Origin of the sequence: Metabacillus mesotrionivorans (assembly GCF_052171315.1) — a bacterium.
GTDB lineage: Bacteria > Bacillota > Bacilli > Bacillales > Bacillaceae > Bacillus_P.
The window spans coordinates 45,677-70,507 of record NZ_JBQMFF010000004.1 but is presented as its reverse complement, the minus strand read 5'-3'; the positions used below and the strand labels follow the sequence as shown (position 1 = coordinate 70,507).

25 protein-coding genes and 1 riboswitch are annotated in these 24,831 nt (G+C 44.5%); of the genes, 14 read left to right on the top strand and 11 right to left on the bottom strand.

Annotated features, from left to right (window positions below; genetic code table 11):
• Positions 1-11: 11 nt before the first annotated feature.
• Positions 12-1,154, top strand: a complete 1,143-nt coding sequence (locus ACTSEZ_RS12630) for a glycosyltransferase family 4 protein (RefSeq protein WP_369734550.1) — start codon at positions 12-14, stop codon at positions 1,152-1,154.
• Between the two features lie 93 nt (positions 1,155-1,247).
• Here ACTSEZ_RS12630 and asnB read toward each other — a convergent pair whose 3' ends face one another.
• Together asnB and metK are read right to left on the bottom strand one after the other, a co-directional pair.
• Positions 1,248-3,131, bottom strand: coding sequence for an asparagine synthase (glutamine-hydrolyzing) (asnB, locus tag ACTSEZ_RS12625; RefSeq protein WP_369734549.1), 1,884 nt, complete (start codon positions 3,129-3,131; stop codon positions 1,248-1,250).
• Between the two features lie 158 nt (positions 3,132-3,289).
• Positions 3,290-4,492, bottom strand: coding sequence for a methionine adenosyltransferase (gene metK, locus ACTSEZ_RS12620; RefSeq protein ID WP_369734548.1), 1,203 nt, complete (start codon positions 4,490-4,492; stop codon positions 3,290-3,292).
• A gap of 186 nt (positions 4,493-4,678) precedes the next feature.
• Positions 4,679-4,828: riboswitch (SAM riboswitch) on the bottom strand.
• A gap of 305 nt (positions 4,829-5,133) precedes the next feature.
• On the opposite strand from metK, the gene pckA reads away from it, so the two are divergent.
• The 5 genes from pckA (at position 5,134) to ACTSEZ_RS12595 (ending at position 10,395) form a co-directional block, all read left to right on the top strand.
• A complete protein-coding gene (gene pckA / locus ACTSEZ_RS12615) occupies positions 5,134-6,723 on the top strand; it encodes a phosphoenolpyruvate carboxykinase (ATP) (RefSeq protein WP_369734547.1) in 1,590 nt (529 codons plus the stop codon).
• A gap of 357 nt (positions 6,724-7,080) precedes the next feature.
• Positions 7,081-8,268: a dicarboxylate/amino acid:cation symporter gene (locus ACTSEZ_RS12610; protein ID WP_369734827.1), complete on the top strand. Its 1,188-nt coding sequence runs from the start codon at positions 7,081-7,083 to the stop codon at positions 8,266-8,268.
• A 277-nt stretch (positions 8,269-8,545) separates the two neighbouring features.
• Entirely contained in the window at positions 8,546-8,830 is a 285-nt protein-coding gene (locus tag ACTSEZ_RS12605) for a CD3324 family protein (RefSeq protein WP_369734546.1), read from the top strand.
• A 125-nt stretch (positions 8,831-8,955) separates the two neighbouring features.
• Positions 8,956-9,600, top strand: coding sequence for a FusB/FusC family EF-G-binding protein (locus ACTSEZ_RS12600; protein ID WP_369734545.1), 645 nt, complete (start codon positions 8,956-8,958; stop codon positions 9,598-9,600).
• A 12-nt stretch (positions 9,601-9,612) separates the two neighbouring features.
• On the top strand, positions 9,613-10,395 hold the full coding sequence (locus ACTSEZ_RS12595) for an arylamine N-acetyltransferase family protein (RefSeq protein ID WP_369734544.1): 783 nt from the start codon (positions 9,613-9,615) through the stop codon (positions 10,393-10,395).
• Between the two features lie 44 nt (positions 10,396-10,439).
• Here ACTSEZ_RS12595 and ACTSEZ_RS12590 read toward each other — a convergent pair whose 3' ends face one another.
• Both ACTSEZ_RS12590 and ACTSEZ_RS12585 read right to left on the bottom strand, forming a co-directional pair.
• Positions 10,440-10,682, bottom strand: a complete 243-nt coding sequence (locus ACTSEZ_RS12590; protein WP_029278853.1) for a DUF2584 domain-containing protein — start codon at positions 10,680-10,682, stop codon at positions 10,440-10,442.
• A gap of 53 nt (positions 10,683-10,735) precedes the next feature.
• Complete coding sequence (locus ACTSEZ_RS12585) at positions 10,736-11,518, bottom strand: alpha/beta hydrolase family protein (RefSeq protein ID WP_369734543.1); 783 nt, start codon at positions 11,516-11,518, stop codon at positions 10,736-10,738.
• A 134-nt stretch (positions 11,519-11,652) separates the two neighbouring features.
• On the opposite strand from ACTSEZ_RS12585, the gene ACTSEZ_RS12580 reads away from it, so the two are divergent.
• The 4 genes from ACTSEZ_RS12580 (at position 11,653) to ACTSEZ_RS12565 (ending at position 16,017) form a co-directional block, all read left to right on the top strand.
• Complete coding sequence (locus tag ACTSEZ_RS12580) at positions 11,653-12,639, top strand: ABC transporter substrate-binding protein (protein WP_369734542.1); 987 nt, start codon at positions 11,653-11,655, stop codon at positions 12,637-12,639.
• A gap of 12 nt (positions 12,640-12,651) precedes the next feature.
• Positions 12,652-13,425, top strand: coding sequence for an ABC transporter ATP-binding protein (locus tag ACTSEZ_RS12575; RefSeq protein WP_369734541.1), 774 nt, complete (start codon positions 12,652-12,654; stop codon positions 13,423-13,425).
• Complete coding sequence (locus ACTSEZ_RS12570; protein ID WP_369734540.1) at positions 13,412-14,218, top strand: ABC transporter permease; 807 nt, start codon at positions 13,412-13,414, stop codon at positions 14,216-14,218. The genes ACTSEZ_RS12575 and ACTSEZ_RS12570 overlap by 14 nt, the downstream gene beginning before the upstream one ends.
• Before the next feature lie 836 nt (positions 14,219-15,054).
• Positions 15,055-16,017 carry a S8 family peptidase gene (locus ACTSEZ_RS12565; RefSeq protein WP_369734539.1) on the top strand — a complete coding sequence of 321 codons (963 nt, stop codon included), beginning with the start codon at positions 15,055-15,057 and terminating at the stop codon, positions 16,015-16,017.
• A gap of 35 nt (positions 16,018-16,052) precedes the next feature.
• On the opposite strand, the gene ACTSEZ_RS12560 is transcribed toward ACTSEZ_RS12565, so the two are convergent.
• The 5 genes from ACTSEZ_RS12560 to ACTSEZ_RS12540 all read right to left on the bottom strand — a co-directional run bounded on the left by ACTSEZ_RS12560 (position 16,053) and on the right by ACTSEZ_RS12540 (position 18,600).
• A complete protein-coding gene (locus tag ACTSEZ_RS12560; protein WP_369734538.1) occupies positions 16,053-16,604 on the bottom strand; it encodes a hypothetical protein in 552 nt (183 codons plus the stop codon).
• A gap of 104 nt (positions 16,605-16,708) precedes the next feature.
• Complete coding sequence (ytkD, locus tag ACTSEZ_RS12555) at positions 16,709-17,179, bottom strand: RNA deprotection pyrophosphohydrolase (RefSeq protein WP_369734537.1); 471 nt, start codon at positions 17,177-17,179, stop codon at positions 16,709-16,711.
• A 65-nt stretch (positions 17,180-17,244) separates the two neighbouring features.
• Complete coding sequence (locus tag ACTSEZ_RS12550; protein WP_369734536.1) at positions 17,245-17,577, bottom strand: hydrolase; 333 nt, start codon at positions 17,575-17,577, stop codon at positions 17,245-17,247.
• Positions 17,578-17,643: 66 nt separating this feature from the next.
• Positions 17,644-18,048: a phage holin family protein gene (locus ACTSEZ_RS12545; RefSeq protein WP_369734535.1), complete on the bottom strand. Its 405-nt coding sequence runs from the start codon at positions 18,046-18,048 to the stop codon at positions 17,644-17,646.
• Between the two features lie 111 nt (positions 18,049-18,159).
• A complete protein-coding gene (locus ACTSEZ_RS12540) occupies positions 18,160-18,600 on the bottom strand; it encodes a Dps family protein (RefSeq protein WP_029278834.1) in 441 nt (146 codons plus the stop codon).
• Between the two features lie 106 nt (positions 18,601-18,706).
• On the opposite strand from ACTSEZ_RS12540, the gene ytzI reads away from it, so the two are divergent.
• Together ytzI and ACTSEZ_RS12530 are read left to right on the top strand one after the other, a co-directional pair.
• On the top strand, positions 18,707-18,871 hold the full coding sequence (gene ytzI, locus ACTSEZ_RS12535; RefSeq protein ID WP_369734534.1) for a YtzI protein: 165 nt from the start codon (positions 18,707-18,709) through the stop codon (positions 18,869-18,871).
• 251 nt (positions 18,872-19,122) lie between these two features.
• Entirely contained in the window at positions 19,123-20,475 is a 1,353-nt protein-coding gene (locus ACTSEZ_RS12530) for a S8 family serine peptidase (RefSeq protein WP_369734533.1), read from the top strand.
• Between the two features lie 31 nt (positions 20,476-20,506).
• On the opposite strand, the gene ACTSEZ_RS12525 is transcribed toward ACTSEZ_RS12530, so the two are convergent.
• Positions 20,507-21,484, bottom strand: a complete 978-nt coding sequence (locus tag ACTSEZ_RS12525; RefSeq protein WP_369734532.1) for a TIGR03943 family putative permease subunit — start codon at positions 21,482-21,484, stop codon at positions 20,507-20,509.
• Between the two features lie 12 nt (positions 21,485-21,496).
• Entirely contained in the window at positions 21,497-22,504 is a 1,008-nt protein-coding gene (locus ACTSEZ_RS12520) for a permease (RefSeq protein ID WP_369734531.1), read from the bottom strand.
• Positions 22,505-22,661: 157 nt separating this feature from the next.
• On the opposite strand from ACTSEZ_RS12520, the gene ACTSEZ_RS12515 reads away from it, so the two are divergent.
• Positions 22,662-23,819, top strand: coding sequence for an FAD/NAD(P)-binding protein (locus ACTSEZ_RS12515; RefSeq protein WP_369734530.1), 1,158 nt, complete (start codon positions 22,662-22,664; stop codon positions 23,817-23,819).
• Between the two features lie 84 nt (positions 23,820-23,903).
• Complete coding sequence (folE2, locus tag ACTSEZ_RS12510; protein WP_369734529.1) at positions 23,904-24,806, top strand: GTP cyclohydrolase FolE2; 903 nt, start codon at positions 23,904-23,906, stop codon at positions 24,804-24,806.
• Positions 24,807-24,831 lie beyond the last annotated feature (25 nt).

Here is a 24,831-nt window from a genome sequence, read left to right as displayed (position 1 = left end):
GAGGGGTAAAGATGAAAATTGCGATATTCACAGACACATTTGCACCTGATGTAAATGGTGTTGCGAGAACGTTAAAGCGTCTTACCGATTATTTAGAAGAAAAGGGTCACGAATACAAAGTTTTTGCACCGGAGAGCACGAAGGAATCACTTTTTTCCAGTCATATTCACAGATTTGCAAGCTCCTCCTTTTTTCTGTATCCCGAATGCAGACTTGCATGGCCGAACATGCTGCAAGTAAAATCAGAACTCATGAAATTCAAACCCGACATCATCCATGTAGCCACTCCTTTTAACATTGGTCTATGCGGACTGCATTATGCCAAAAAATTAAATATTCCCCTAGTCGGTTCATACCATACAGATTTTGACCAGTATTTAGAATTTTACGATCTGCAGATTTTCTCGAAGCTATTATGGAAATATATGCTCTGGTTTCACCGCCCCCTGCAGAAAGTTTTTGTGCCCTCGGAAGAAACGAAACAGCAGGTGCTGCATCAGGGATTTGACAATGTCCGCATCTGGTCGCGGGGCGTAGACTGTCAGCTTTTTCATCCCAACTACCTTCGAAGGGAGATTATTCAGGAATATCAGATAAAAGAAAAGTTCATTTTGACTTATGTAGGAAGGCTCGCCCCGGAAAAGGATGTGGAGACTTTTATGAAAATCTCCCATCAGCTCCCGCCTCAATTAAAAAACAAGGTTCACTTTCTTGTCGTCGGAGACGGGCCGTCAAAAGAAGAAATGATGAACGGGGCACCTGACAATATGACCTTTGCAGGCTATGCAAGCGGCGAAAAGCTCGCAAAGATTTACTCAGGATCAGATCTATTTGTGTTCCCTTCACCAACCGAAACATTCGGAAACGTTGTACTGGAAGCACATGCTTCAGGAACACCGGTAATTGGAGCAAACTCAGGCGGAGTGAAGAACATCATCCAGCATGGAAAAACAGGCTATCTTTGCGAAACCGGCTCCGTTTCAAGTTTTACCGGTGCCATTGAAACACTTCTTAATAATGATGCTCTCCGTTATCAGATGGGCATGAGCTCCCGTGCATATGCATTGACACAGACGTGGGATTCTATTTTTGAAGGGCTTCTTCATGAGTACAATGACGTGCTTCATCAGCAGTCCTACATCCAGTACGCTTAATAAAAGGGAGACCGCCATCATGCGCTCTCCCTTTCTTCTGCTGCTATTTTCCATACTCTGCACGATTCTTTCTATATTCCGCTTATGCACCAATCAGGAATGGACAAGCTCAAGCGGCCTGAACGTGTAAACATTTTCGATGAAAATCTGATGCCACAAAATAAACGTCAATACTGTCCAAATTTTCCTGCTGTAATCCCCTTCGCCCCTTCTGTGCTTTTCAAGCATCCCAAGAGCAAGAGTCTTATCCAGCAGGTAATCCGTCCCGCTCTCCATGAGGAGCAGCCTTGCCCACTCATACATTTCATCTTTAAGCCAATCTCTGATTGGGACTGGAAAACCAAGTTTCCGTCTGTGCAGGACATGGGGTGGAACCAAATCACTGACAGCCTTCCGAAGCAGATACTTGGTTTCACTATTCTTCACTTTCCATTCATGCGGAATCTGCGCAGCCGCCCGGAAGACTTCCTTATCCAGGAAGGGAACCCTCAATTCAAGAGAATGTGCCATCGTCATTTTATCGGCCTTTACAAGGATATCCCCTTTCAGCCATGTCATAAGATCGATGTACTGCATTCTTGATACACTGTCAAGCTGGCGCACTTCATCGAACAGGCATTTCGTAATTCCGGTTGGCTTTTCATACTGTTCCATATTTTTCAGCATCATCTTTTTCTCTGATGCTGAAAAAATGTTTGCATTCCCTATGTACCTTTCCTCCAGGAGAGTTGTGCCTCTTTCGATAAAACTCTTTCCCTTCATTCCTTCAGGGAAGATGGCTGACAGCTGTTTGAGCGCTTTCTTGAAGGAATCTGGCATATAGGTAAACACAGATAAATCTCCAGGTTCTTTGTAAATGTTATATCCGGCAAAGAGTTCATCTGCCCCCTCACCCGAGAGAACAACGGTTACCTGCTTTCTGGCTTCTCTTGCAACAAAATAGAGCGGAATAGAAGCAGGATCTGCAACCGGATCATCCATATGCCAGATGATTTTCGGAAGCTCTCTCATAAATTCCTCATGGTCCACATAATAGGAAACGTTCTCTACGCCAATGGCAGCTGCCGTTTCTTTTGCCACGTCGATTTCACTGTAGCCGGACTGCCTGAAGCCGACAGAAAATGTTTTCAGCCCGGGATGATACTTGCGTGCGATGGAAGCAATAATACTGGAATCCACCCCTCCCGACAAAAAAGAACCAACCGGAACATCACTTCTCATATGAAGGTTCACAGAGTCGATGAGCGCCTCCTGAATGTTCCTGATCATTTTTTTCTCATCAGCCTGCCGTTTTGGTTCAAGCATCGGCTTCCAGTAGCGTTCAATCTGAAGGGGCTGTCCAATAGTCTTTGAAAAGACAGATCCGGGCGGCACCTTTTGAATATGCTCCTGTATGGTGCGGGGATCTGGAACATACTGAAATGAAAGATAATGCTGCAGTGATTGGACGTCAATTACAGGGTCTGTACAATATTCTTTTATACTTTTCATCTCTGAAGCAAAAATGACCGTATGTCCGTCTTCAATATAGTAGAGCGGTTTAATTCCAAAATGGTCTCTTGCTCCAAAAAGGCGCCTGTCTAATCTGTCCCAAATTAAAAAGGAAAACATCCCCCTTAAATAATCGACGACTTCCGCTCCGTAAAAGTGATACAGCGCAACAATCACTTCTGTATCTGTTTCCGTTTTTAAGGAAGCTCCTTTTGAAAGCAAGTGTTTTCTAAGCTCCACATAATTATAAATCTCTCCATTAAACACAATGTGATAGCGGCCGTTTTGAAAGGGCATGGGCTGATGGCCGCCCTCGACGTCAATGATGCTGAGTCTTCTGAATGCAAGAATTACGTGCTCATCCTCAAACATCCCGCTGTCATCCGGACCCCTGTGCTGTATCATCCTGCCCGCATTCTTTATAAGCTCCCTGTACTCCGTTTTCTTTGTTTGACTGTAATCAATAACACCTGCAAAACCGCACATTTTTTTCCCTCCAGCTTCTTGTCTGCCTGTGAAACGACAGAACCTGCCGGAAAGTTGCATATTTTTACAAAAAAAAAGAATTTTGGCCTCATGTTTCTAAAAATGAGCTCAAAAAAAAGATGAAACCCGCCTAAAGGCAAGTTTCATCTTTTGATATCTTATCGGTTTAACGCTTGCTCTTTAAGAGCCTCTGCTTTGTCCGTTCTTTCCCATGGAAGATCAAGATCGTTACGGCCGAAGTGACCATAAGCAGCCGTTTGTTTGTAAATTGGACGGCGAAGGTTCAGCATATTGATGATGCCTGCAGGACGAAGGTCGAAGTTTTCGCGGACAACGTCTACCAGCACATCTTCTTTTACTTTACCTGTTTCAAATGTGTCAATTGCAATAGAAACCGGCTGTGCAACGCCGATTGCGTATGCAAGCTGAACTTCACACTTGTCAGCAAGACCTGCAGCTACAATGTTTTTAGCAACGTAGCGCGCTGCATATGCTGCTGAGCGGTCAACTTTTGTAGGATCTTTACCGGAGAATGCGCCGCCGCCGTGACGAGCATAGCCTCCGTAAGTGTCAACAATGATCTTGCGGCCAGTCAGACCAGCATCGCCTTGAGGTCCGCCGATAACAAAGCGTCCAGTCGGGTTGATGAAATATTTTGTATCTGCGTCGATTAATTCCTTTGGAACAACCGGGTTGATGACATGCTCTTTTACATTGCGCTGAATTTGCTCAAGTGAGATCTCAGGATGATGCTGAGTTGAAATAACAATTGTGTCAATGCGCACAGGCTTGTCATTTTCATCGTATTCAACCGTTACCTGAGTTTTTCCATCCGGACGAAGGTAAGGAAGGATATCTTCTTTACGCACTTCAGTCAGGCGTCGGGAAAGCTTGTGAGCCAGTGAAATCGGAAGAGGCATAAGCTCTTTTGTTTCATTGTTCGCATATCCGAACATAAGACCCTGGTCACCTGCACCAATTGCATCGATTTGCTCGTCAGTCATTTTTCCTTCGCGGGCTTCAAGCGCCTGGTCAACACCCATGGCGATGTCAGCTGACTGCTCGTCGATGGAAGTAAGTACTGCACAAGTTTCAGCATCGAAACCGTATTTTGCACGAGTGTAGCCAATTTCCTTAACTGTCTCACGGACAATTTTAGGAATGTCTACATAAGTAGAAGTTGTGATTTCACCGGCAACAAGCACAAGACCTGTTGTTACAGATGTTTCGCACGCTACACGGGCATTTGCATCTTTTTCAAGAATTGCATCGAGAATCGAATCAGAGATCTGGTCGCAGATTTTATCAGGATGACCTTCAGTTACTGACTCTGAAGTAAACAGACGACGTTGTTTAGTCATTAAAGTTTTCCTCCTCAAAAGGTAGATGATACGGAACTCATTCCCTTTCATATTTTGACCATTAGGCAAAATATTTCAGTTGGCATGTTTTAGGAGAATCCACGAGTACATTCAGGCAAAATATCATATAAAATAAAAAATCCTTTCCCGCGAGGAAAGGTTATTTACTGAATTCGCAGCCTTTCGCTCTTATCGATCAAGGGCTTTCGCCTTGCATCAGGTTAGCACCTTTGCTTTTCAAATTCACCAGGGCATTCTGATCTGAAATGAATTTTTCCGGAAAAGCAGGTTGCTGGGTTTCACAGGGCCTGTCCCTCCACCAGCTCGGGATAAGAGAATCCGTTCAAGGACATATGATAGCGTACTTTTCGTGCAGGTGTCAACAAAAAATGACAAGGTTTTTATGTTCCTTTTTTTTACTCTTATTTCTTCTTTTCCACAAAAAGATACGGACGAAACACTTCTATTATATATGTCTCATTTTCAGGGAAAACAAAACAGTATTTGTTCCATTTCGTGAATTTTCACGTAGAATAAGTTAAATAGTATAGACTATTTATTTTAATGTGTTATACTAATTAACAAGAGCAGGATGAAACTATAGATAAAAATCCGAAATATAGGTAAAGGATGGGTATGGGATGAATTCAATCGAAATCACAAACGAGCTTGAAGTGTTACTTAATGGGGAAAATGCATTTCATAACTTATCGGTTCCAGTTCTTGTTGAAAAGGTTCTGGAGCGAAAAGAAGGCGTTTTGACATCAACGGGAGCCGTACGTGCAACTACAGGCACATATACAGGCCGCTCACCTAAGGATAAATTCATTGTAAACGAAAAATCCACAGAAGACAAAATTGAATGGGGTTCTGTGAATCAGCCTTTCTCAGAAGCAGCATTTGAAAAGCTTTACTTAAAAGTCCTTTCATACTTAAAAGACCGCAATGAGCTCTTTGTTTTCAAAGGATTCGCCGGCGCCGATACGAAATACCGGCTTCCGATTCAGGTTGTAAACGAGTTTGCATGGCACAATTTATTTGCCCAGCAGCTTTTTATCCAGCCTGGAAGTCCAGATGAGCTGGTTCAGCATACAAATCCATTTACAATCGTTTCTGCACCGAATTTCAAAGCAGACCCTGCTGTTGATGGAACAAATTCCGAAACATTCATTATTGTCTCTTTTGAAAAGAGAACGATTTTAATCGGCGGTACGGAATATGCCGGCGAAATGAAGAAATCCATTTTTTCTGTTATGAACTACCTTCTGCCTGAGAGCGGCATTCTGCCGATGCACTGCTCGGCTAACGTCGGTCAGGAAGGAGATGTCGCCCTGTTCTTCGGACTTTCAGGAACAGGAAAGACAACGCTTTCTGCAGACCCGAAACGCAAATTGATCGGCGATGACGAGCACGGCTGGTCAAATGCGGGTGTTTTTAATATCGAGGGAGGCTGTTATGCCAAGTGCATCAACCTCACAAGAGAAAAAGAACCGCAAATCTTTGATGCGATCCGATTTGGATCTGTTTTGGAAAATGTGGTCCTAGATGACGATACAAGAGCGGCAGATTATGATGATACATTCTTCACTGAAAATACAAGAGCAGCTTATCCGCTTGAAGCAATGGACAATATTGTGATGCCGAGCATTGCCGGACATCCTCATACAATTGTCTTTTTGACAGCTGATGCATTCGGAGTTCTGCCTCCAATCAGCAAACTGACGAAAGAACAGGCAATGTACCATTTCCTTAGCGGCTATACAAGCAAGCTTGCCGGAACAGAGCGCGGCATTACATCACCGCAGGCTACGTTCTCAACATGCTTCGGCTCACCATTCCTTCCGCTTCCGGCTACAGTCTATGCCGAAATGCTCGGACGCAAAATCGATGAGCACGGTGCCAATGTGTTCCTTGTAAACACGGGATGGACCGGCGGAGAGTACGGTACAGGTCAGCGTATGAAGCTTAAGTATACGCGTGCAATGGTTCAGTCTGCACTTGAAGGAGAGCTTGACAGCGTTGAGACAGTAACCGATGCAAACTTCGGCCTGCAAATTCCAATTCATGTACCGGGAGTGCCTGATGAAGTGCTCCAGCCGGTGAAGACATGGGACAGCACGGAAGCCTACAACGCAAAGGCGCAGGAGCTTGCGGAACAATTCAAACAAAACTTCAAAAAGTTCAAGAACGTTTCAGCTGAGATTGAAGCGCTTGGCGGTCCTACAGTCTAAGAACAAAAGCGCAAGCGCCTTGGTCAGATCCGATAGGCAGATAAGAATCCGTCAAAAAAGTCCGGTTTTGACTTTTTTGACGGATTTGTTCTGACAGAGGATCTAGGCGCTTCCGCTTGCCGATGATAACTTTGTTATGTTATCCACAGCCTTTTATTCTTTATAATTTCCTGGTTAACTATAAAAAATCTGTGCCCTCTACTGCGGCACAGATTTTTTTGTGTTTCTTCTCCTTCATTTCCATATATTAATAAAATAAAATTCTTGTTTTTTATACAAATTTCAGTCCGCCTGTGCTAAAGTAGTTTCTATAACTCATGTACAAATGTATCTTTCAGGAGGACACATCAAATGAAAATCAAGCTCGGATTATTGCCGAAAATTGTACTGGCCATCGCATTAGGTGTCATGATCGGAAGCATTTCTCCCGAATGGCTGGTAAAAGGCTTTGCTACTTTTAACGGGATTTTCGGCAACTTTATTAATTTTGCCATTCCATTTATTATTATTGGCTTTATCGCTCCAGGTATCGGACAGCTCGGAAAAGGCGCAGGAAAGCTGCTTGGTATGACAACAGGCTTTGCCTACCTCTCCACCATTATTGCAGGTTTACTCGCTTTTGCGGCAGCATCCTTTATCCTGCCGTCCTTTATCTCAGAAAATAAACTCGTCCAAACAGACAACCCTGAAGAGTTCCTTCAGAAACCATTTTTTGAAATCGGCATGCCGCCTGTGATGGAAGTAATGAGCGCCCTTCTTTTCGCGTTTATCATCGGAATCGGCCTTGCATCGATTAAAGGAAACACACTGCAGCATGCGTTTGATGATTTCCAGAAAATCGTTGAAAAGTTAATTAAAGCTGTCATTATTCCGCTTCTGCCGTTTCACATATTCGGAATCTTTGCCAACATGACATTCGGAGGACAGGTTCAGTCCATTCTGTCTGTTTTTGCAAAAGTCTTTATCCTGATTATTGCCCTGCATCTCACAATGCTTCTGCTGCAATACAGCACGAGCGGATTGCTGACGAAAAACAATCCTTTCAAACTTTTAAAAATCATGTCGCCGGCTTATTTCACAGCGCTTGGAACACAGTCATCGGCAGCGACTATTCCAGTCACGCTTGGTCAAGTGAAGAAAACAGGCGTTCAGGCTAAAGTAGCCGATTTCAGCGTGCCGCTGCTTGCAACAGTTCACCTTTCAGGAAGCACCATTACACTTGTCTGCTGTGCGATGGGCGTTATGATGATGAACGGCACAGACCCGACTGTTGAAATGATGATTCCGTTTATCCTAATGCTCGGCATCACAATGGTTGCAGCACCGGGTGTACCTGGCGGAGCGGTCATGGCAGCGATCGGCCTGCTGAAAACGATGCTCGGCTTTGATCCGACAATGGTATCACTCATGATTGCGCTGTACCTTGCTCAGGACAGCCTTGGAACAGCAACAAATGTAACTGGTGACGGCGCACTTACGATGCTTGTAAACAAGTTCAGCACAAAGAAAGAACAAAAAATGAACGAATCGAAAATAGCTGTATAAAAGAAAAACGTTTGGCCGCAGGTGCAGCCAAACGTTTTTTCTTTTTTCCCGCCGTATGATAGTATTGTATAAAAAAGGCAGTTAAGGAGGTGATCACTTTGGCAGACTTATTCCATTTGCCGGATACTGCAGCAACTCATGCAAAGCCCAGTATTAATAAGGCGATCCTTTGCATGGGGCAAATCACGAGTAAGGCAATTCATGCCTAACATTCCGCATCGCCATTAATGCCAGGCTTTGCCCTTATTTCTCAATTAAAAATAAGGAGCTGGCAGAAATGAAATATGTTAACGCAAATGAGGTTCTTCCTGACAGGCTGATTACTGAAATTCAGCAGTATATTCAGGGAGAGTCTATCTATATACCAAGGCCTGAATCGAGCCGCCAAAAATGGGGAAGCTGTTCCGGCAGCAGAAAATGGATAGATGAAAGAAATGACAGCATCCGTACATCCTTCCGCAGCGGCAGCACTATCCAGGAGCTTGCACAGGAATATTTCCTTTCCACTGAGACTATAAAAAAAATTGTCTATAAACGAAAAGCGGCAGCGGATGATCAATAAGATCATCCCTCTTTTTATGCCGAGTTTCCTTCTATTTGTTCCATCCATTTAAAAACGGACGAATCGTGCATATAATAAAAGAAAGCCGGTTCAGCCGGCTGCTAAGAAGCGGAGTGAATCAAAAAATGGAACCTTTTATCAGAAGCGACCAGTACAACCACATAAAGGCACAGGCACAGATTCTTGTGAACGGGCACAGCTCGGCTAATGACCGCCATGTCTTAGACGCACTAAAATCACTTGCGGCAGAAAGGTCTATAGCTGTTTTCAAAGAACTTTCTCCTGAGCAGAGAGACCTTATTTCTCCTGTTTCAGATGTTCAAGACACGCTGGACATTGATGCATATCTGGCAAGACTGCGTCCATACACCATTCCGTTCAGGCCGTTAACGGAGCAGTCTGTCAAAAAACTTTTCCCGAAAGCAAAAAAATTAAAGCTTCCCTCTTTTGCACAAGAGCTGGAACTAAACGAAGTATCCTATATCGGCTGGCACGACAAAGGAACGGGAAAATACTTTATGATAGCGGAAGCCGGAGAAAAATGGACCGGACTCAGCGGCACCTTCAGCAGCAGTTACCAGAAAGGCATCTGTGCAATCTGCAGCAAATTTTCCGAAACAGGACTTTTTACTGTAGAGCTGAAAGGATCAGAGCAGGGAACGTACGTTAAAAAGGGAAACTATATTTGCAAAGATGCAAAAACATGCAATGAGAATCTGACTTCAGTGGACAAACTGCATGACTTTCTTGATTGGATGAAAACCATATAAAGGAGGGATTCCATGGAGCTTAATCAGGCGTTCAGAAACAGACTGGGTTTATCCGCCGGCAGCACCATTTCATTTGAACAGCTTGATGACCTGCTTGAGCGGACGGCCTCAGCTTTTCCTTTTGAAAATTTTCGTGTGCTCACCGGACAGACAAGGCCCGTCACTAAAGAAAACCTGACGGAAAAAATGCTGGCTTTGAATGAAGGCGGGCTCTGCTATGAGCTGAACCCCCTCCTCTATCATTTTCTGCTGGAAAACCATTTGAACGTAAAGTTGGTCAGGGGAATGGTCTATGACCACCATAACAACTGCTTCAGCCGGACAGGAAGAACACATACCGCCATCCTTCTTGACCACGACAGCAGGCACTATCTGATTGATACCGGGTTTGGAGGTAATCTTCCGTTGAAGCCTGTTCCTCTGAACGGAGAGGTCATCAGCTCCCGCAATGGGGAGTTCCGCGCGGCTGAGGTTTCGGGGTTTTCAGGAGAATATCTGCTTGAGATGAAGCTTTCAGGCAGGGATACAGATTGGAAAAAAGGATATGTATTTGACTCAAGAGAAATGAAGGAGTCAGAATTAGATGAAATACAGGATGTTATCTCTCATTCTGAATTCTCCCCTTTTAACAAAAAGCCTTTGGCCGTAAAAATAACAGACATCGGCACCGTTACACTGACCGACACCTCACTCACCCGTACGATCAACGGACGGGCTGAAAAGACAGCGATACAGCAAGAAGAGTTTGCTCAATTGGCGAAAACCCTTTTTCAGCTAAATGATAAAAGCTGCTGATGTGCTCAGCAGCTTTTTTGTATGCAGACGGCATTTCAGACGCTTTAATTCGTCGACTTCAGCGCAATCAGCTGATACGTCAGAATGGTTTTTGAATCAGCAAGTTCAAGTTTTTTAATCAGAGCCTGTCCGCTGACATCGCCGTCTTTTGTTTTTCTGACTTCAACAGGTATTTCTAGCGGATAAATGCGATAGCCCTCTTTTTCAAGCGAAAAAAGATTCTCTTCCAGCCTGCTCTCTCTTCCTTTGGTCACGATCATTGTGTTCAGCTCTAAAGGCATACCCATCCTCATCACTCCTCTTCATAGATAGCCTTATTTTATCATATCCATTCCCGGTTTTACTGCTTTTTCATCCATGCTGTAAGGTCCCTCACAACTTTTCTGTTTACAGCCGGGGGAAAATAATGCGTATATTCCTCAAAGTACATTGTTTCTGCTTTTATTCCGAGTTCCAAAAGCCTGTTCTCCAATAAATGAGCATGCTGAACGGAAACATTCTGATCATGCATCCCGTGGATGATCAAGATTGGCGCATGCCAGTCTTCAAGGTCATAAAGAGGGGTTCTCCAGTGATACCGTTCCGGATATTTGGACGGAGTCCCTCCTATCACCCGCTTCATCATTCTCCTCATGTCTTCTCTTTCTTCGTAAGTCAGCGTCATATCCGAAACACCGCCCCATGTCACAACCGATTTCACATCCCGGTCAAGCAGTCCTGCAAACAGCGCCATGACGCCTCCTCTGGAAAAGCCGAAAACGTGAATCCGATCGTGTATCACCTTCGAATGATTTTTTAAAAGCGTTAAAGCATGCAGGGCATCATATCTGTCTTCTCCTGCAAAATCCTCATTCCCTTCTCCTCCCTGATTCCCCCGGTAGAAAGGGGCCATGACGACAAACCCTTCAGAGGCAAACTGCACGATCCGTCCGGGTCTGACTTTGCCGACATTCTTAATGCCGCCGCGCAAATACAGAAAACCGTCAAATACTCCCTCCTGCACAGGTTCTGCGAGCAGTCCCTTCACCTTTAGGCCTTCAGACAGATAGGTGACGATTTCCAGTCTGACAGCAGGATTGGGAGACGGCATTACTTGGCGTTCAATAATCGATCCGTTTTCCATCTTCCCTTCACCTCACAAAACGATAATAGGCATTCACACATTTCCGCTGCATTCATACACTATTTCAGGCGTTACATTACTGAAAACTTATTTTACCTATTTTTAATGGTGTCTGTCACCAAGGAGGATTATGTATGAAAAAAAAGCTGATTGGCTTTTGTCTGCTTGCTCTGCTCGTCTTTACAATGAGCGCGTGCAATCAAAGCAAGCCGGAAAAAATCAGACTCGCTGAAGTCACCCATTCCATTTTCTATGCTCCTCTTTATGCAGCGATGTCTGAAGGTTTTTTTGAAGAAGAAGGTCTTGATGTAGAACTGACGACTACTTGGGGCGGTGACAAGACGATGACGGCCCTGCTCTCAGATGGAGCTGATATCGCACTTGTCGGCTCTGAAACATCCATTTATGTTTCAGCCCAGGGCTCTAAGGATCCTGTGATCAACTTCGCACAGCTCACACAGACAGACGGAACCTTCCTTGTTTCACGCGAGAAAATAGACAATTTCAGCTGGGATCAGCTGAAAGGCACAACATTCCTGGGCCAGCGCAAAGGCGGCATGCCGCAGATGGTTGGCGAATTTGTCCTGAAACAGCAGGGAATTGACCCGAAGGCGGATCTGGAACTGATTCAGAATATCGATTTTGCTAATATTCCGAGCGCATTTGCATCAGGCACAGGCGATTTCGTCCAGCTCTTTGAACCGACAGCCAGTATTTTTGAAAAAGAAGGTACCGGACATATTGTGGCATCCTTCGGCGAGGAATCCGGCAAAGTCCCATATACGACCTTTATGGCAAAACAAAGCTTCCTGAAAGACGATAAAGAAGCGGCTGAAAAATTCACAAAAGCGATTTATAAAGCGCAGCAATGGGTGGAAGAAAATAAGGCGGAAACAATCGCAAAGTCCATTGCCCCTCAATTTAAAGATACAGATCTCGACCTGATCACGACCGTGGTTGAACGTTATAAAGCTCAAGGATCATTTGCCGCAGACCCGATCCTTGATGAAGCAGAGTGGACGAATCTTCAGGACATCATGGAAGAAGCCGGCGAACTCCCTGCGCGGATTGATCACGCCGAGCTTGTTAATACGAAGTTTGCTGAAGATGCCGCAAAGTAAGGAGGTTTCAGCATGTCTTTCTTAACGGTCCAGCATATCCATCACATCTACTTCACTAAAGAATCCGCAACTCTTGCATTAGAGAACATTGACCTTGAAATTGAAGAAGGAGAATTCATTTCTTTCCTTGGCCCGAGCGGCTGCGGCAAAACCACGCTGCTGTCCATCATAGCGGGACTGATTTCTCCGACAAAAGGAAAGGTGCTGATGGAAGGAAAACCTGTTAACCGGTTCTCTTCATCCATCGGCTATATGCTTCAGCAGGATTATCTATTTCCCTGGAAGACCATTGAAGAGAATATTCTTCTCGGATTAAAAATTGGAGGAAAGCTCACACCGGAGGCAAGGAAAAGAGGGCTTGCCCTCCTTGCTGAAATGGGACTCGAAAATGTGGAGAAAAGCTACCCGCGTCAGCTTTCAGGCGGGATGAGACAGAGGGCGGCACTTGTCAGAACGCTTACAACCGATCCTAAGCTTCTGATGCTTGACGAACCATTTTCGGCTCTTGATTATCAGACAAAACTTAAGCTTGAAGATCTTGTATGGAACACACTGAAAGATTACGGAAAGACTGCCCTGCTTGTTACCCATGATATCGGGGAAGCCATTGCCATGAGCGACCGCATCTTTCTTCTCTCGTCAAAGCCCGGGAGAGTGGCCAAAATATTTGACATACCGGAAGAACTGAAGAAGCTGGAACCATTTCAGGCAAGACAGCACCCTTCCTTCAATGATCTCTTTCAGCACATATGGAAGGAGCTGGACCTTCTCGATGAAAAAGGATGAACTGCAGCAGTTGCATCTCTCGTATTTAAAAGGGCTAAAAAAAGAGAAGAACTGGATAAGGTTCTACCAGCTTCTAATATTCGTCTCTTTCTTTTCATTATGGGAGCTTGCGGGAAAGAGTGAATGGATTGACCCTCTTCTCTTCAGCTACCCGTCGAAGATCTGGAGCTTGTTTTTGGAAAAAACTGCAGATGGCTCTCTCGCTGCGAACTTGAGCGTCACTTTGTTTGAAACCGTGCTCGGCTTTATCCTCGGCACACTTGCGGGCACCATTCTTGCCGCCATTCTCTGGTGGTCAAAACGGTTGTCGAATATCCTTGATCCCTACCTTGTCATCTTGAACGCCATGCCTAAAGTTGCACTTGGCCCCATCCTGATCGTAGCACTCGGTCCCGGCTATTTTTCCATCATTGCAATGGGGGCCATAATCTCCATTATCATCACGACCATCGTTGTCTACACGGCATTCAGGGAAATTGATGCCAACTACCTGAAGGTCCTCCAGACATTCGGCGCAAAAAAATGGCAGATGTTCAAAGAAGCTGTTCTTCCCGCTTCCTTCCCAACCATTATTTCGACGTTAAAAGTCAACGTCGGCTTATCCTGGGTAGGCGTCATCGTCGGCGAATTTCTCGTATCTGCAAAGGGACTCGGCTACATGATCATTTACGGCTTTCAAGTCTTTAACTTTACCCTGGTTCTCCTCTCTCTCATCATCATCGCGTGCTTTGCCACAATCATGTATCAGGCGGTGGAGCTGCTTGAGAAAAGGCTTGTGAAAGACAGAGAATAAATGCAGCTGCGCGGGCAGCTGTATTTTTTTGTGCAGCCTTTCATTTTCACTTTCTAGTGCCCTCTATTTTGCGCCGGCTGATTTATAGGATACCATTTTCGCTTTTTGGTACCCTCTATTTTTCTCCAGCCGATCTATGAGATACTATTTTCGCTTTTTAGTGCCCTCTATTTTGTGTCAGCTGATTTATAGGGCACCATTTTACCTTTTTAGTGCCCCCTATTCTGCGCCGGATAATTTTTAGGGCACTATTTTCGCTTTTTGGCACCCTCTATTTTGCAGCAGCCGAATTATAGGGCACTATTTTCGCTTTCTAATACCCCTCTATTCCACGCCGGCTGATTTATAGGATACCATTCTCGCTTTTTGGTACCCTCTATTTTGCGCCAGCCGATCTATGAGATACTATTTTCGCTTTTTAGTGCCCTCTATTTTGCCCCAGCCGATTTACAGGGTACCATTCTCGCTTTTTAGTACCCTCTATTTTGCTCCAGCCGAATTATAGGGCACTATTTTCGCTTTCTAATACCCCCTATTTTGCCCCAGCCGATTTACAGGGTACCATTCTCGCTTTTTAGTACCCTCTATTTTGCTCCAGCCGATTTACAGGGTACCATTCTCGCTTTTTAGTACCCTCTACTTTGCTCCAGCCGATTTATAGGGTACCATCCTCGCTTTGCCACCTCCCGCCCCAATCATGAATCCTATATTCTTTCTAGTCTATTTGGCATTTGCAAGAGTTTTTGGAAAATGATAGAATTTAACAGAAAGTTCTGATTACTCACTGCTCATTTGCCGGTTACTAGTTTGCGAGAAACAATTTAGGAGGGGTTTTTATGGAAAAATCTGTTCGATTAATCCCGTACCAAGTTGAAGACCAGCTCGTAGATATTCAGCAGATTCCGGAAGGCGTAAATCTGATTCAGGCCCCGTCGATTTGGAGCAAGGGGTTTAAGGGAAAGGACGTAGTCGTTGCAGTGATTGATACCGGATGCGACGCACAGCATCCTGATCTTGAAGGCAGAGTGATCGGCGGCCGCAATTTTACCGATGATGACAATGGCGATCCCGAAAACTTCACTGACTACAATGGACACGGAACTCATGTTGCCGGAACAATTGCAGCAGTTAACCCTGATTCGGGCGTTGTCGGCGTTGCACCTGAGGCTAAATTGCTTATTCTGAAAGCTCTGGGCGGCGAGGAAGGATCAGGCGCCTATGAATGGATTATCAGCGCAATTGATTATGCCATTTCAGAAAAAGCAGACATCATCTCCATGTCTCTTGGAGGTCCATCTGATGTGCCTGAGCTTCATGAAGTGGTTCAAAAAGCTGTTCAAAATCAGATTTTAGTTGTCTGTGCAGCAGGCAATGAAGGAGACGGCAACAGCAAAACGTCCGAATTCTCCTATCCCGGCTGCTATAATGAAGTCATCTCAGTAGGAGCTGTTAGCCTGCAGAGAAAGTCATCCTACTTTACAAATTCCAATAATGAAATAGATGCCGTTGCACCCGGTGAAAAAATTGTCTCGACAGTCCCCGGCGGCAAATACGCTATTTTCAGCGGCACATCCATGGCGGCACCTCATGTGTCGGGAGCTCTGGCACTGCTGAAGCCTCTCTCTGAAAGCGAGTTTGAACGAAAAATGTCAGAGCCGGAAATTTACGCCCAGCTCATGAAGCGGACCATCCCGCTTGGATTCCCAAAAAGCCTGGAAGGCAACGGCCTCATTTATCTGAGCGCACCGGACCTTCTTGCTGATTATCTGAAAAAAGAAGATCTTGCAATCGGCGTATAAAGATAAAACAAAAGGCTTCCTCCAAAGGGGAAGCCTTATTTGTCATTTATCCCCTTGTAAGGCACTCCATGCATTTTCGCAGCCGCATAAAAATTCGAATGATTGCTGTTGAACCGTTTGTCTCTTAAAAATACAAGTTCATTTCCATCCTTGAAAAACAGCTTCACTTGCCAATTGACAGCTTGATCTTCCGAATCTTCCGTAATAATTTCCTTTACGTCTGACCATTTGTAGCTTGTTTCTGCAAACGTCCATGCATCGCTGTATTTTATCTCATCATAGGTAACGACTTTATAATGGTCCGTTCCAAGACCAAGTCCGATCAGTCCGAGTACAGCAAGAGGCAGCGCCGCTTTCCAGAGCTTCTTTTGGTTCAGGTACATCAAAAAACAGGCAAGGGCCAGCACCGCGATTGAGATGCCGTAGATATAAAGAACAAGTCTCGGTGTTTGGATAATGGCTGTATTCGGAGTATGAAAAAGAACATTATGCACCGTCTGCGGAACGATTAATATAACAAAAAAGCTTGAAACGGCAAGCAGCAAAGCAATGGCAATCCATATGTATCTTGGTTCACTGTGGGTCATTGTAGTCCTCCATTCCGTAGTACACTCTCTTTATATTACTATATTTTCCAAGAGTGAAAGGGTTTTTTCACAAAAAAAACCCCGGCTTCCTCTGAACCGGGATTTTACATAAAGCGCTCTAATATTCGTTCCATGCTTTTCAGCAGGACGTCATCTTTCATAATAAAACTGAATCTGCGGTTTCTTCCGATGTCCGTCGGCAGTGTTTCAAAAAGAATGGGGCCTTCTGTTTCAAGGTAGTCAGCCTGCGGGATGATCTCGTCGATTTCTGCATAATAAATGTTTTTAATGATTGTTTTTTCTTTTCCAAGCACTTTGTATTGCCCGACATAATGCAGCTTAGAAACACTTGCTCCCGTTTCTTCTTTTACCTCTCTTAGAGCGGCATCTGAGGGATTTTCACCCTTTTCAACTTTTCCTCCGGGAAATTCAAAGCCGCGGTCCCTGTGTATGGTGAGCAGCCAGCGGTTTCCATACCGGCAGATCACCCAGACGTGTTTCGGTTTTTCTGAAAATGGATGTTCTTCAAACGATAAATGCACTTCATTGTGATAATAATCTTTAAATCGAAACATTTCCAATCCCTCAATTTCTATGTGTCCATAAAAATCTTATCACAATGAATGAAATTGTATAAGACCTATTGTTGTTCTTCAATCTTTTTTAATATCCCCTGAGACTTGATATGTTCCTTTGCCTCTTCGTCTCCGAGTTCATAAATCATTTCAAAAATCTTGATGTTGGTCCGGTCAATTGCATCGTTCTGCCTGTCATAATGATACTCAAGATATGGCACATGGGCCCTGAAAAACCCCTGCCAGTCAGAAGAATACACCTGGTCAAAATATTCTCTGAGCGACGTAATTTCTTCTTCTGTCGCTTCAATTTGATAGTCCCACGGCGCCTGCGTGCTGAGTCTCGATATTTCTCCGTTAGCAACCGTGACATAATACGTTTGTTTTGTATCAGGCATTGTTCAGCCACCCCTTTACTTGTCCATTTTTTATTTTTTTCCCATTGGAGGACAATTTATTCGGGGCTACTTTCTAAGCAGCTGTTCCATCAGCTCAAGAATCCGTATTAAAAACTGGGGGACCGGCAGTTTGACATAGTGTGCGTTGCGAAGGATTCTGAGGGCTTCAAACACGATATAAAAGCAGATTGTGCCGTCGCGGACAAGGTAGCTTGTGTTGAGTATCAAATCAATGAGGTTTGCTACTGCCACAACTGCAACAATGATGACCTTAGCTCCAAATCTGGAAGCTGCGTTTTTTAAAAGGTTTTTATTGTTGCTTAAAATATCCGCGAGTATAAAAGTAACCAGTTCCAGGGCCATCAGCGCAAGCAGGATCAGAAAAATTTCGTGCAGTTCTCCAACAATGAAAGTCAATACAGAAAAGTAGACAGAAGTCAGCATAAGCAGGCCCATTTCTGGACGAGACATTTTCTATGCCATCCTTTCATGAAAAATAAAATCCTTATATCATATGCTGTGCTCGCCTGCTTGCTCTAGCAGATACCCTATCAAACAAAAAAAGACTGCCATCCGGCAGCCTTATTTTCCCAAGAATGATTTCAGCATCCAATTATGCTTTTCAAGACTCTGATGAATTGCAAGGAGCATATCTCCTGTCGTTTCATCTCCTACCTCATCGGCAAGCTCCATGCCTTCTTTCAGCTCTTCCGCCACTTTTGTGAAATCATTGAAAGTGGACTGAACCATCTGCTCTGCGGTCTCCTTGCCTTCTGCTTCACTGATGGTGGACAGCTCCAGACACTCTCTGAGCGTTGCAACCGGCGCTCCCTCAAGTGCAAGCAGACGCTCTGCAAGTTCGTCGATGTGGACGTGTGCTTCATTGTAGAGCTCTTCAAATTTTTCATGAAGGGTGAAGAAGTTCTGGCCCTTTACATACCAGTGATAGTTATGTAATTTTTCATAAAGGACAGTCCAGTTTGCCACTTGTTTGTTGACGGTTTGAATTAGTTTTTCAGACATATGAATCTCCTCCTTAAATCTATTCTTACGTTACCCAGAATCACAAAAAATAAAACAAAAAAGACATGAAAATCTGATACAATGTGGACATACAGGGGGGACCAGCATGTATGTAATCTTTGCGATATGCATTCTCATTATTCTAATTGTTCTTCTTTTGAGTGTACTCACAACATCTAAAGCATATAAATATGAGCACACGATTGATCCTCTTCAAAAAGAGGAAGTACCATCAGAAAAAAAGCATATTACTGACGGTAAAGACGCCTGATATACAGAGGCGTCTTTTTGTGTACTTAGAACTATACTTTCGACACTTTTTTTAACTAGCTTGTATTATCACTCTTTTTGAAGGAGGGAAAAATCCAATCTTGCTATCTAATTATTGTAAGATATTATCATTTCTCCTGCCAAAAGATAGATAGCGCACCAAAAACCTGTCGAAACCACTCGAACAATAAAGAAAAACGATCTAGTTTTTATACTATAATGAAAATTAAGAAAATAAAGGGGGATACATACATGACATTGAAAAAAGGATTTATGGCAGGCGTATTAAGTACTGCACTTTGTGCTTCTGCAGTATTTGGAGGGGCTGCTGCGACAGGTTCTGCCCAGGCTCCGGAAAAAAGCTATCTGGTGGTTTTCAAACATGAAAACACTCTTCCATCCGGCTATCAGGAGCTGATTGAAAAAGCAGGAGGAAAAGTAAGCGACAAGCTTGAAAAGGTTGGTGCCGTAGAGGTTTCTTCTGCTAATCCGGACTTTTTGACAGCTATTAAAAAATCCTCCAGCGTACAGGATGCAGGTGTCCAAAAAAAGCTTTACCCGGAATCACCGGCTGTTGAAGCAGCCTTTACACCTGAAGCAAATACACAAGCAGCAGATTTATATGAATCCCTGCAATGGGACATTAAACAAGTAACCAATAACGGCGAATCATGGACCCTTCCAGGCGGAACAGGAAAATCCGTTGACGGCAATGATATTGTAGTTGGGGTCATCGACACAGGCATTGATTACAATCACCCGGATTTAAAAGATAACTATGCTTACGGCAAATCGTTCGTGCCGGGCTATCCCGATGCTATGGACCAGAACAGCCACGGTACTCATGTTGCCGGATCAATTGCAGCAAAAGGCCGCACAATGGGTGTCGGTCCTGACTTGAAAGTAGCGGCTTACCGTGTATTCGGTCCAACAGGAGGAGCTGAAACAGCGCATATCGCAGAAGCGCTTATGACGGCTGCGGATGACAATGTGGATGTTGTCAACATGTCGCTTGGCGGGTACGACTGGTTCCAAAACCCTGAATATGCAACAAAGGACACTGTAGCAGACGTAAGACTGTTCAACAGAGCCATTCAATACGCAATCAAAAAGGGTGTAACGGTTGTCGGATCTGCCGGAAATAATGCCCTCGACATCAGCAGCCCTGGAAAACTATCGGGCGATGACAATGGCGCTACACACAGAAGTCCGAGCAGCCAGAGCATGATTCGCGTTTCTGCAGGCGGACAGCTTAAAAACCTTGCATTTTACTCGAATTACGGTGTAGGTAAAATTGATGTTATCGCTCCTGGCGGTGACTTAGGACCGAATTATGATCCAGCTACAGGTGCAGGAAGAGACAATACGTATCTGTGCTTAGCTACAATCCCTGGCGGAGGATATGGATATAAGGCTGGCACATCCATGGCTGCTCCAAAAGCTGCAGCACTTGCAGGAGTCATTATCGCAAAGCATGGAAAGGACAAGCTTTCTCCTTCCCAAGTAAAACACATTGTTCAATCTTCTTCTGTAGATCTTTTCAAAAATGGATATGACGGTGAAGCAGGACACGGGTTAATCAATGCCGTTAATGCTTTAAAATAAGAAAAAAAAAGCGGGGCAGCTGCCCCGCTTTTTAATATTCTTCATATACATATGGTTCTTTCGGCTGCTCAATCTTCTTGATTGACTGAATCTCGACACTCGGCAGCGTCCAGTCTTTAAACTTCACACTCTTTAGTTTGCCGCTTACTTTTACCCATTCATCCTGTTCGTATGTCTCCCCGTCTTCAATGGAAGCAAGAGTTCCGTACACTGAAGCATCCGCCACACAGCATGACAAGCCAAATCTCGCGACAACAAACTGGTCTTCTTCAAAGCCCTCTTCCCTGTATACAAATCCGTGCATTTCCACTTCTTTGCCTTCAAACTTCTGAGGGTTTTTATCCAATATATTGGTCATGGCGATATAGTTTTTTTCTGTCAGGACGATTTTGTCCATTTTCAGCATATCTGCTTCCAGCTCTTCATAGAAGCCATCGGGAGGTGCCTGGATCTGAAATCCGTCCGGATGCTCAAGAGGAACGTCCGAACTTGATTCCGGCGACTGCGTTTTTTCCTCTACGCGTTCCTCAAGCTGCTTCATATATTCATCCGGATCCTGCAAGTACAAATCAGCGAGGTCTTCATCCATCTGAGCGTCTTCTTCTGATCCTGCCTGCTGCTCCTGAGACTGGGCCAGACCGTTTTTAAAGCCGCGCTTTGCAGCAATTGAGCTGTCAAGAACGGTGTCAGGAAAAACAAACCCTGTCACAACCGGAAAAATAAAGAACGAGTAGATAACAAGCGACTGAATCGGCGAACTTTTTCCTGAGTGATCAAAACCGCAGTTGCAGTAGAGCTCTTCCGCTTTTTTGCTGCCGCTTCTCCAGATTTGGACAACACCGAGAATTAAAAATGTGACAACAGCAAAATAGATAAACGGAAGCATCCTGGGTGCAATGAAATTCCGGATGTCTCCAGTGACGATGAGTTTAAAAAGAAGCATCGTAAAGCCCATCAGAATAATGCCGCGCAAATATAGGTGAAAACGGTAATCTCTTTCCTTTTCCATCGGTTTTCCTCCTTACAGGATTACCTGCTGATAAACCAGCACGGATAGATAAACAGCTGCTGTTACAATTGCAATAAAAGCAAAGACAAATTTTGCTCTGAAGAAAGCGAACAGCATGATTGTATTTTTGAAATCGATCATTGGTCCATAAACCAGGAATGCAAGCAGGGAGCCTGCCGTAAATGTCCCGCCGAAAGAGGCAGCGACAAACGCATCTGCTTCCGAACAAAGCGACAGAATGTAGGCAAATGCCATCATAATGGCCGGAGACAGGAATTCACTTGAACCAAGATCCGTCAGCAGGGAGCGGTCAAGGAACGTCTGGAAGACACTTGCGATGAAGGCACCCAGAATGAGGTATTTCCCCATTTCAAAAAACTCATCGCTTGCATGGAACAGTGTCTCTTTCCATTTACTTACTCCCTTGACAGGTTCAGCTGGAACGGTTCTCCCAACGAGCTCCTCCCTTGTCCATTTCAGCTGATCGCGGTTTTTAAAAATCAGATAGACTGCGAGTCCGACAAGGATGGCAACGATAAAGGCAAGTCCCATGCGGCCGTACACAATTTCTTTTGATGACTGAAAGGCATAGTATGTAGACGCGAACACGACCGGATTTAAAATCGGAGCAGAAACAAGGAATACAATTCCGATATGAAGAGGCATGCCTTTTTTAATTAACCGTCTCACAATCGGAACAATGGCACACTCGCAGACAGGAAAAATAATTCCCAGCAGTGCTGCAGGAAACAGGGCAATGACAGCATTTTTAGGAAGGTATTTTTGAATCATCTCTTCCGATACAAATGACTGAATCAAAGCTGAAACAAATACCCCGAGCAGAATAAAGGGAATGGCTTCAAGCACAATGCTCAGAAAAATCGTGTTTAAATTTAAGAACGATTTAGGGGCGTCAATCTGGAAGTCCCCGAAATCTATGAATATAAAAAGATAAATAAACAACCCTATTAATGCAAGAGCGAGAGACTCTTTCACAATAGAAAACGCCGGTTTTTTCATCTTAGATCTCCAATCCTATTAATTCTCCTAGCATTATATCATACGGGGCAAGTCCATAAATTATGCAATTTCATGACAAATCTCTTCCCTATTGCCAAATACGTGCTCATTGGGTAAAATAATTAAATCGTAACAATTACGTTTTAGGGGTGGGATTATGTTCGAATGGATTATTATCGGAGGCGGAGTCCAGGGAATGACAATGGCTGCTTTTCTTCTGCAAAGCAAGAAAACCAGTGAAGAAAAACTGAAAGTAATTGATCCCCATTCCAAGCCTCTTGAGAACTGGAGAACATGCACAGAAGCCATATCAATGCCATATTTACGGTCACCTTCTGTTCACCATATTGAGATGAATCCCTTTGGACTCGAGCGCTTTTCCAAACAGAAGGGACATCAAGGCTTCTATGGCAGATTCAAAAGACCTTCTCTTGAATTATTTAAAAAACACTGTGAGCACCTATACCGGGAGCTGAGCCTTGAAGACTGCTGGGTCCAGGGCCGCACAGAAACACTGAAAAAAAGGGGTGGCCATTGGGAGGTTACTCTCTCAGACGGGAAAACGCTGATTTCAGAAAATGTGGTGCTTGCCATTGGAATTGGAGAACAGCCCTATTGGCCAGAGTGGGCTGAAGCAGCGAAAAAAGAGTTTGATCATATCTACCATGTTTTTGATAAGGACCTGGAACTTGATAACCTTCCCGGTCCGGTAGCGGTCATTGGCGGCGGAATGACGGCTGCCCACTTATCAAATAAGCTCGCAGGACTCTATCCTGGAGAAGTAACGATGTTAAAGCGCCACCCCTTCAGAGTTGAACTCTTTGACAGCGATCCCGGCTGGCTTGGACCGAAAAATCAGCGTACCTTCAGAATGGAAACTGATTATGCCATCAGACGCAATGATATAAAGGCGGCAAGGCACCGCGGCTCCATAACAAGGGATCTTCATGTGAAACTTCATCATTTAAAAAAGCGCGGTATGCTTGAATGGAGGGATTTCGAAGTTGAAACGGCGGCTGCAGACGGGAAGACGCTTGTCCTTCATGGAAAGGACGGCAGTCTCATCCAGGCTGAATCAGTCATTCTGGCAACCGTCTTTTTGCCGTCATTGCCGGGAAAAGAATGGATAAATCCTTTAATAGAACGCGAGAATTTAACATGCGCCGACTGCGGATATCCAATTGTAAATGAGCACCTGCAGTGGGACCGGGGGCTGTATGTAACAGGTGCACTGGCAGAACTTCAGGTAGGACCGATTGCCCGAAATATATCAGGTGCCCGGCAGGCTGCAGAATTGATTTTATCCGGTCTTTAACCACGATTGAGCATTTTTCATTGCCGTAATCTTTCATTGTACAGTATACTCTCTAGTATTGAGGCACTCGAGAGGAGATCAGCTATGAACAGAGAATTACAGTTACCGCCCAAAAAAGAAAGACACAGATTATTTGGGTCAGTAGAACCAGGCAAGAAAACCAAACCGGTTGAAAAGGACAAAATGCCGGATCTGCAAAATTCAAAAAAAGACTTTTTATTTCATATAAATGCTGTCGGCATCAGCAATGTCAAATATCCCGTTGTTATTCAATCTTCGCTGTCGCCTGAACAGCAAACAACAGTGGCTTCATTTAAAATGACGTCATCCATCTCATATGAAGCAAAAGGAACCAACATGAGCCGTTTCACAGAACAGCTTGAGAAATACCGCTTAAACGGCGGATTCACCATGTCCATCAATGAGCTCTATGACTTTACAAAAGAGCTTGCTGAACGATTGAAACAGAAAGATTCTGAAATCGACGTAACCTTTCCATGGTTCTACGAGCGGAAAGGACCGAGCTCAGAGCTTGCCGGCTTAAACCACGCCACTGCAGGCATGAAGATCCGCTATGAAGAAGGTAAAGGCTTCACATCCAGTGCAAATCTTACATGTGCAGTGACTACACTCTGCCCGTGTTCAAAGGAAATCAGTGAGTACAGCGCCCATAATCAGCGCGGATTCATTACAATGGAAGTAGAATTTGCAGAAGGCTATAACGAAGAGCGTGACTGGAAAGAGGCGCTCCTCACAGCAGCGGAAACAAACGCAAGTGCCATGATCCACCCGGTCCTTAAACGCCCGGATGAAAAAATGGTCACAGAAACAGCCTATGAAAATCCGCGCTTCGTGGAAGACATGGTCCGCCTCGTTGCAGCAGACCTTTACGAGCTTGACTTTGTTTCAGCATTCCGCGTCGAATGCCGGAACGAAGAATCCATCCATCTGCATGATGCGATTGCAGAATTGTCGTACCGGAAATAAATATGCAGCCTTGAGATGCCTGATA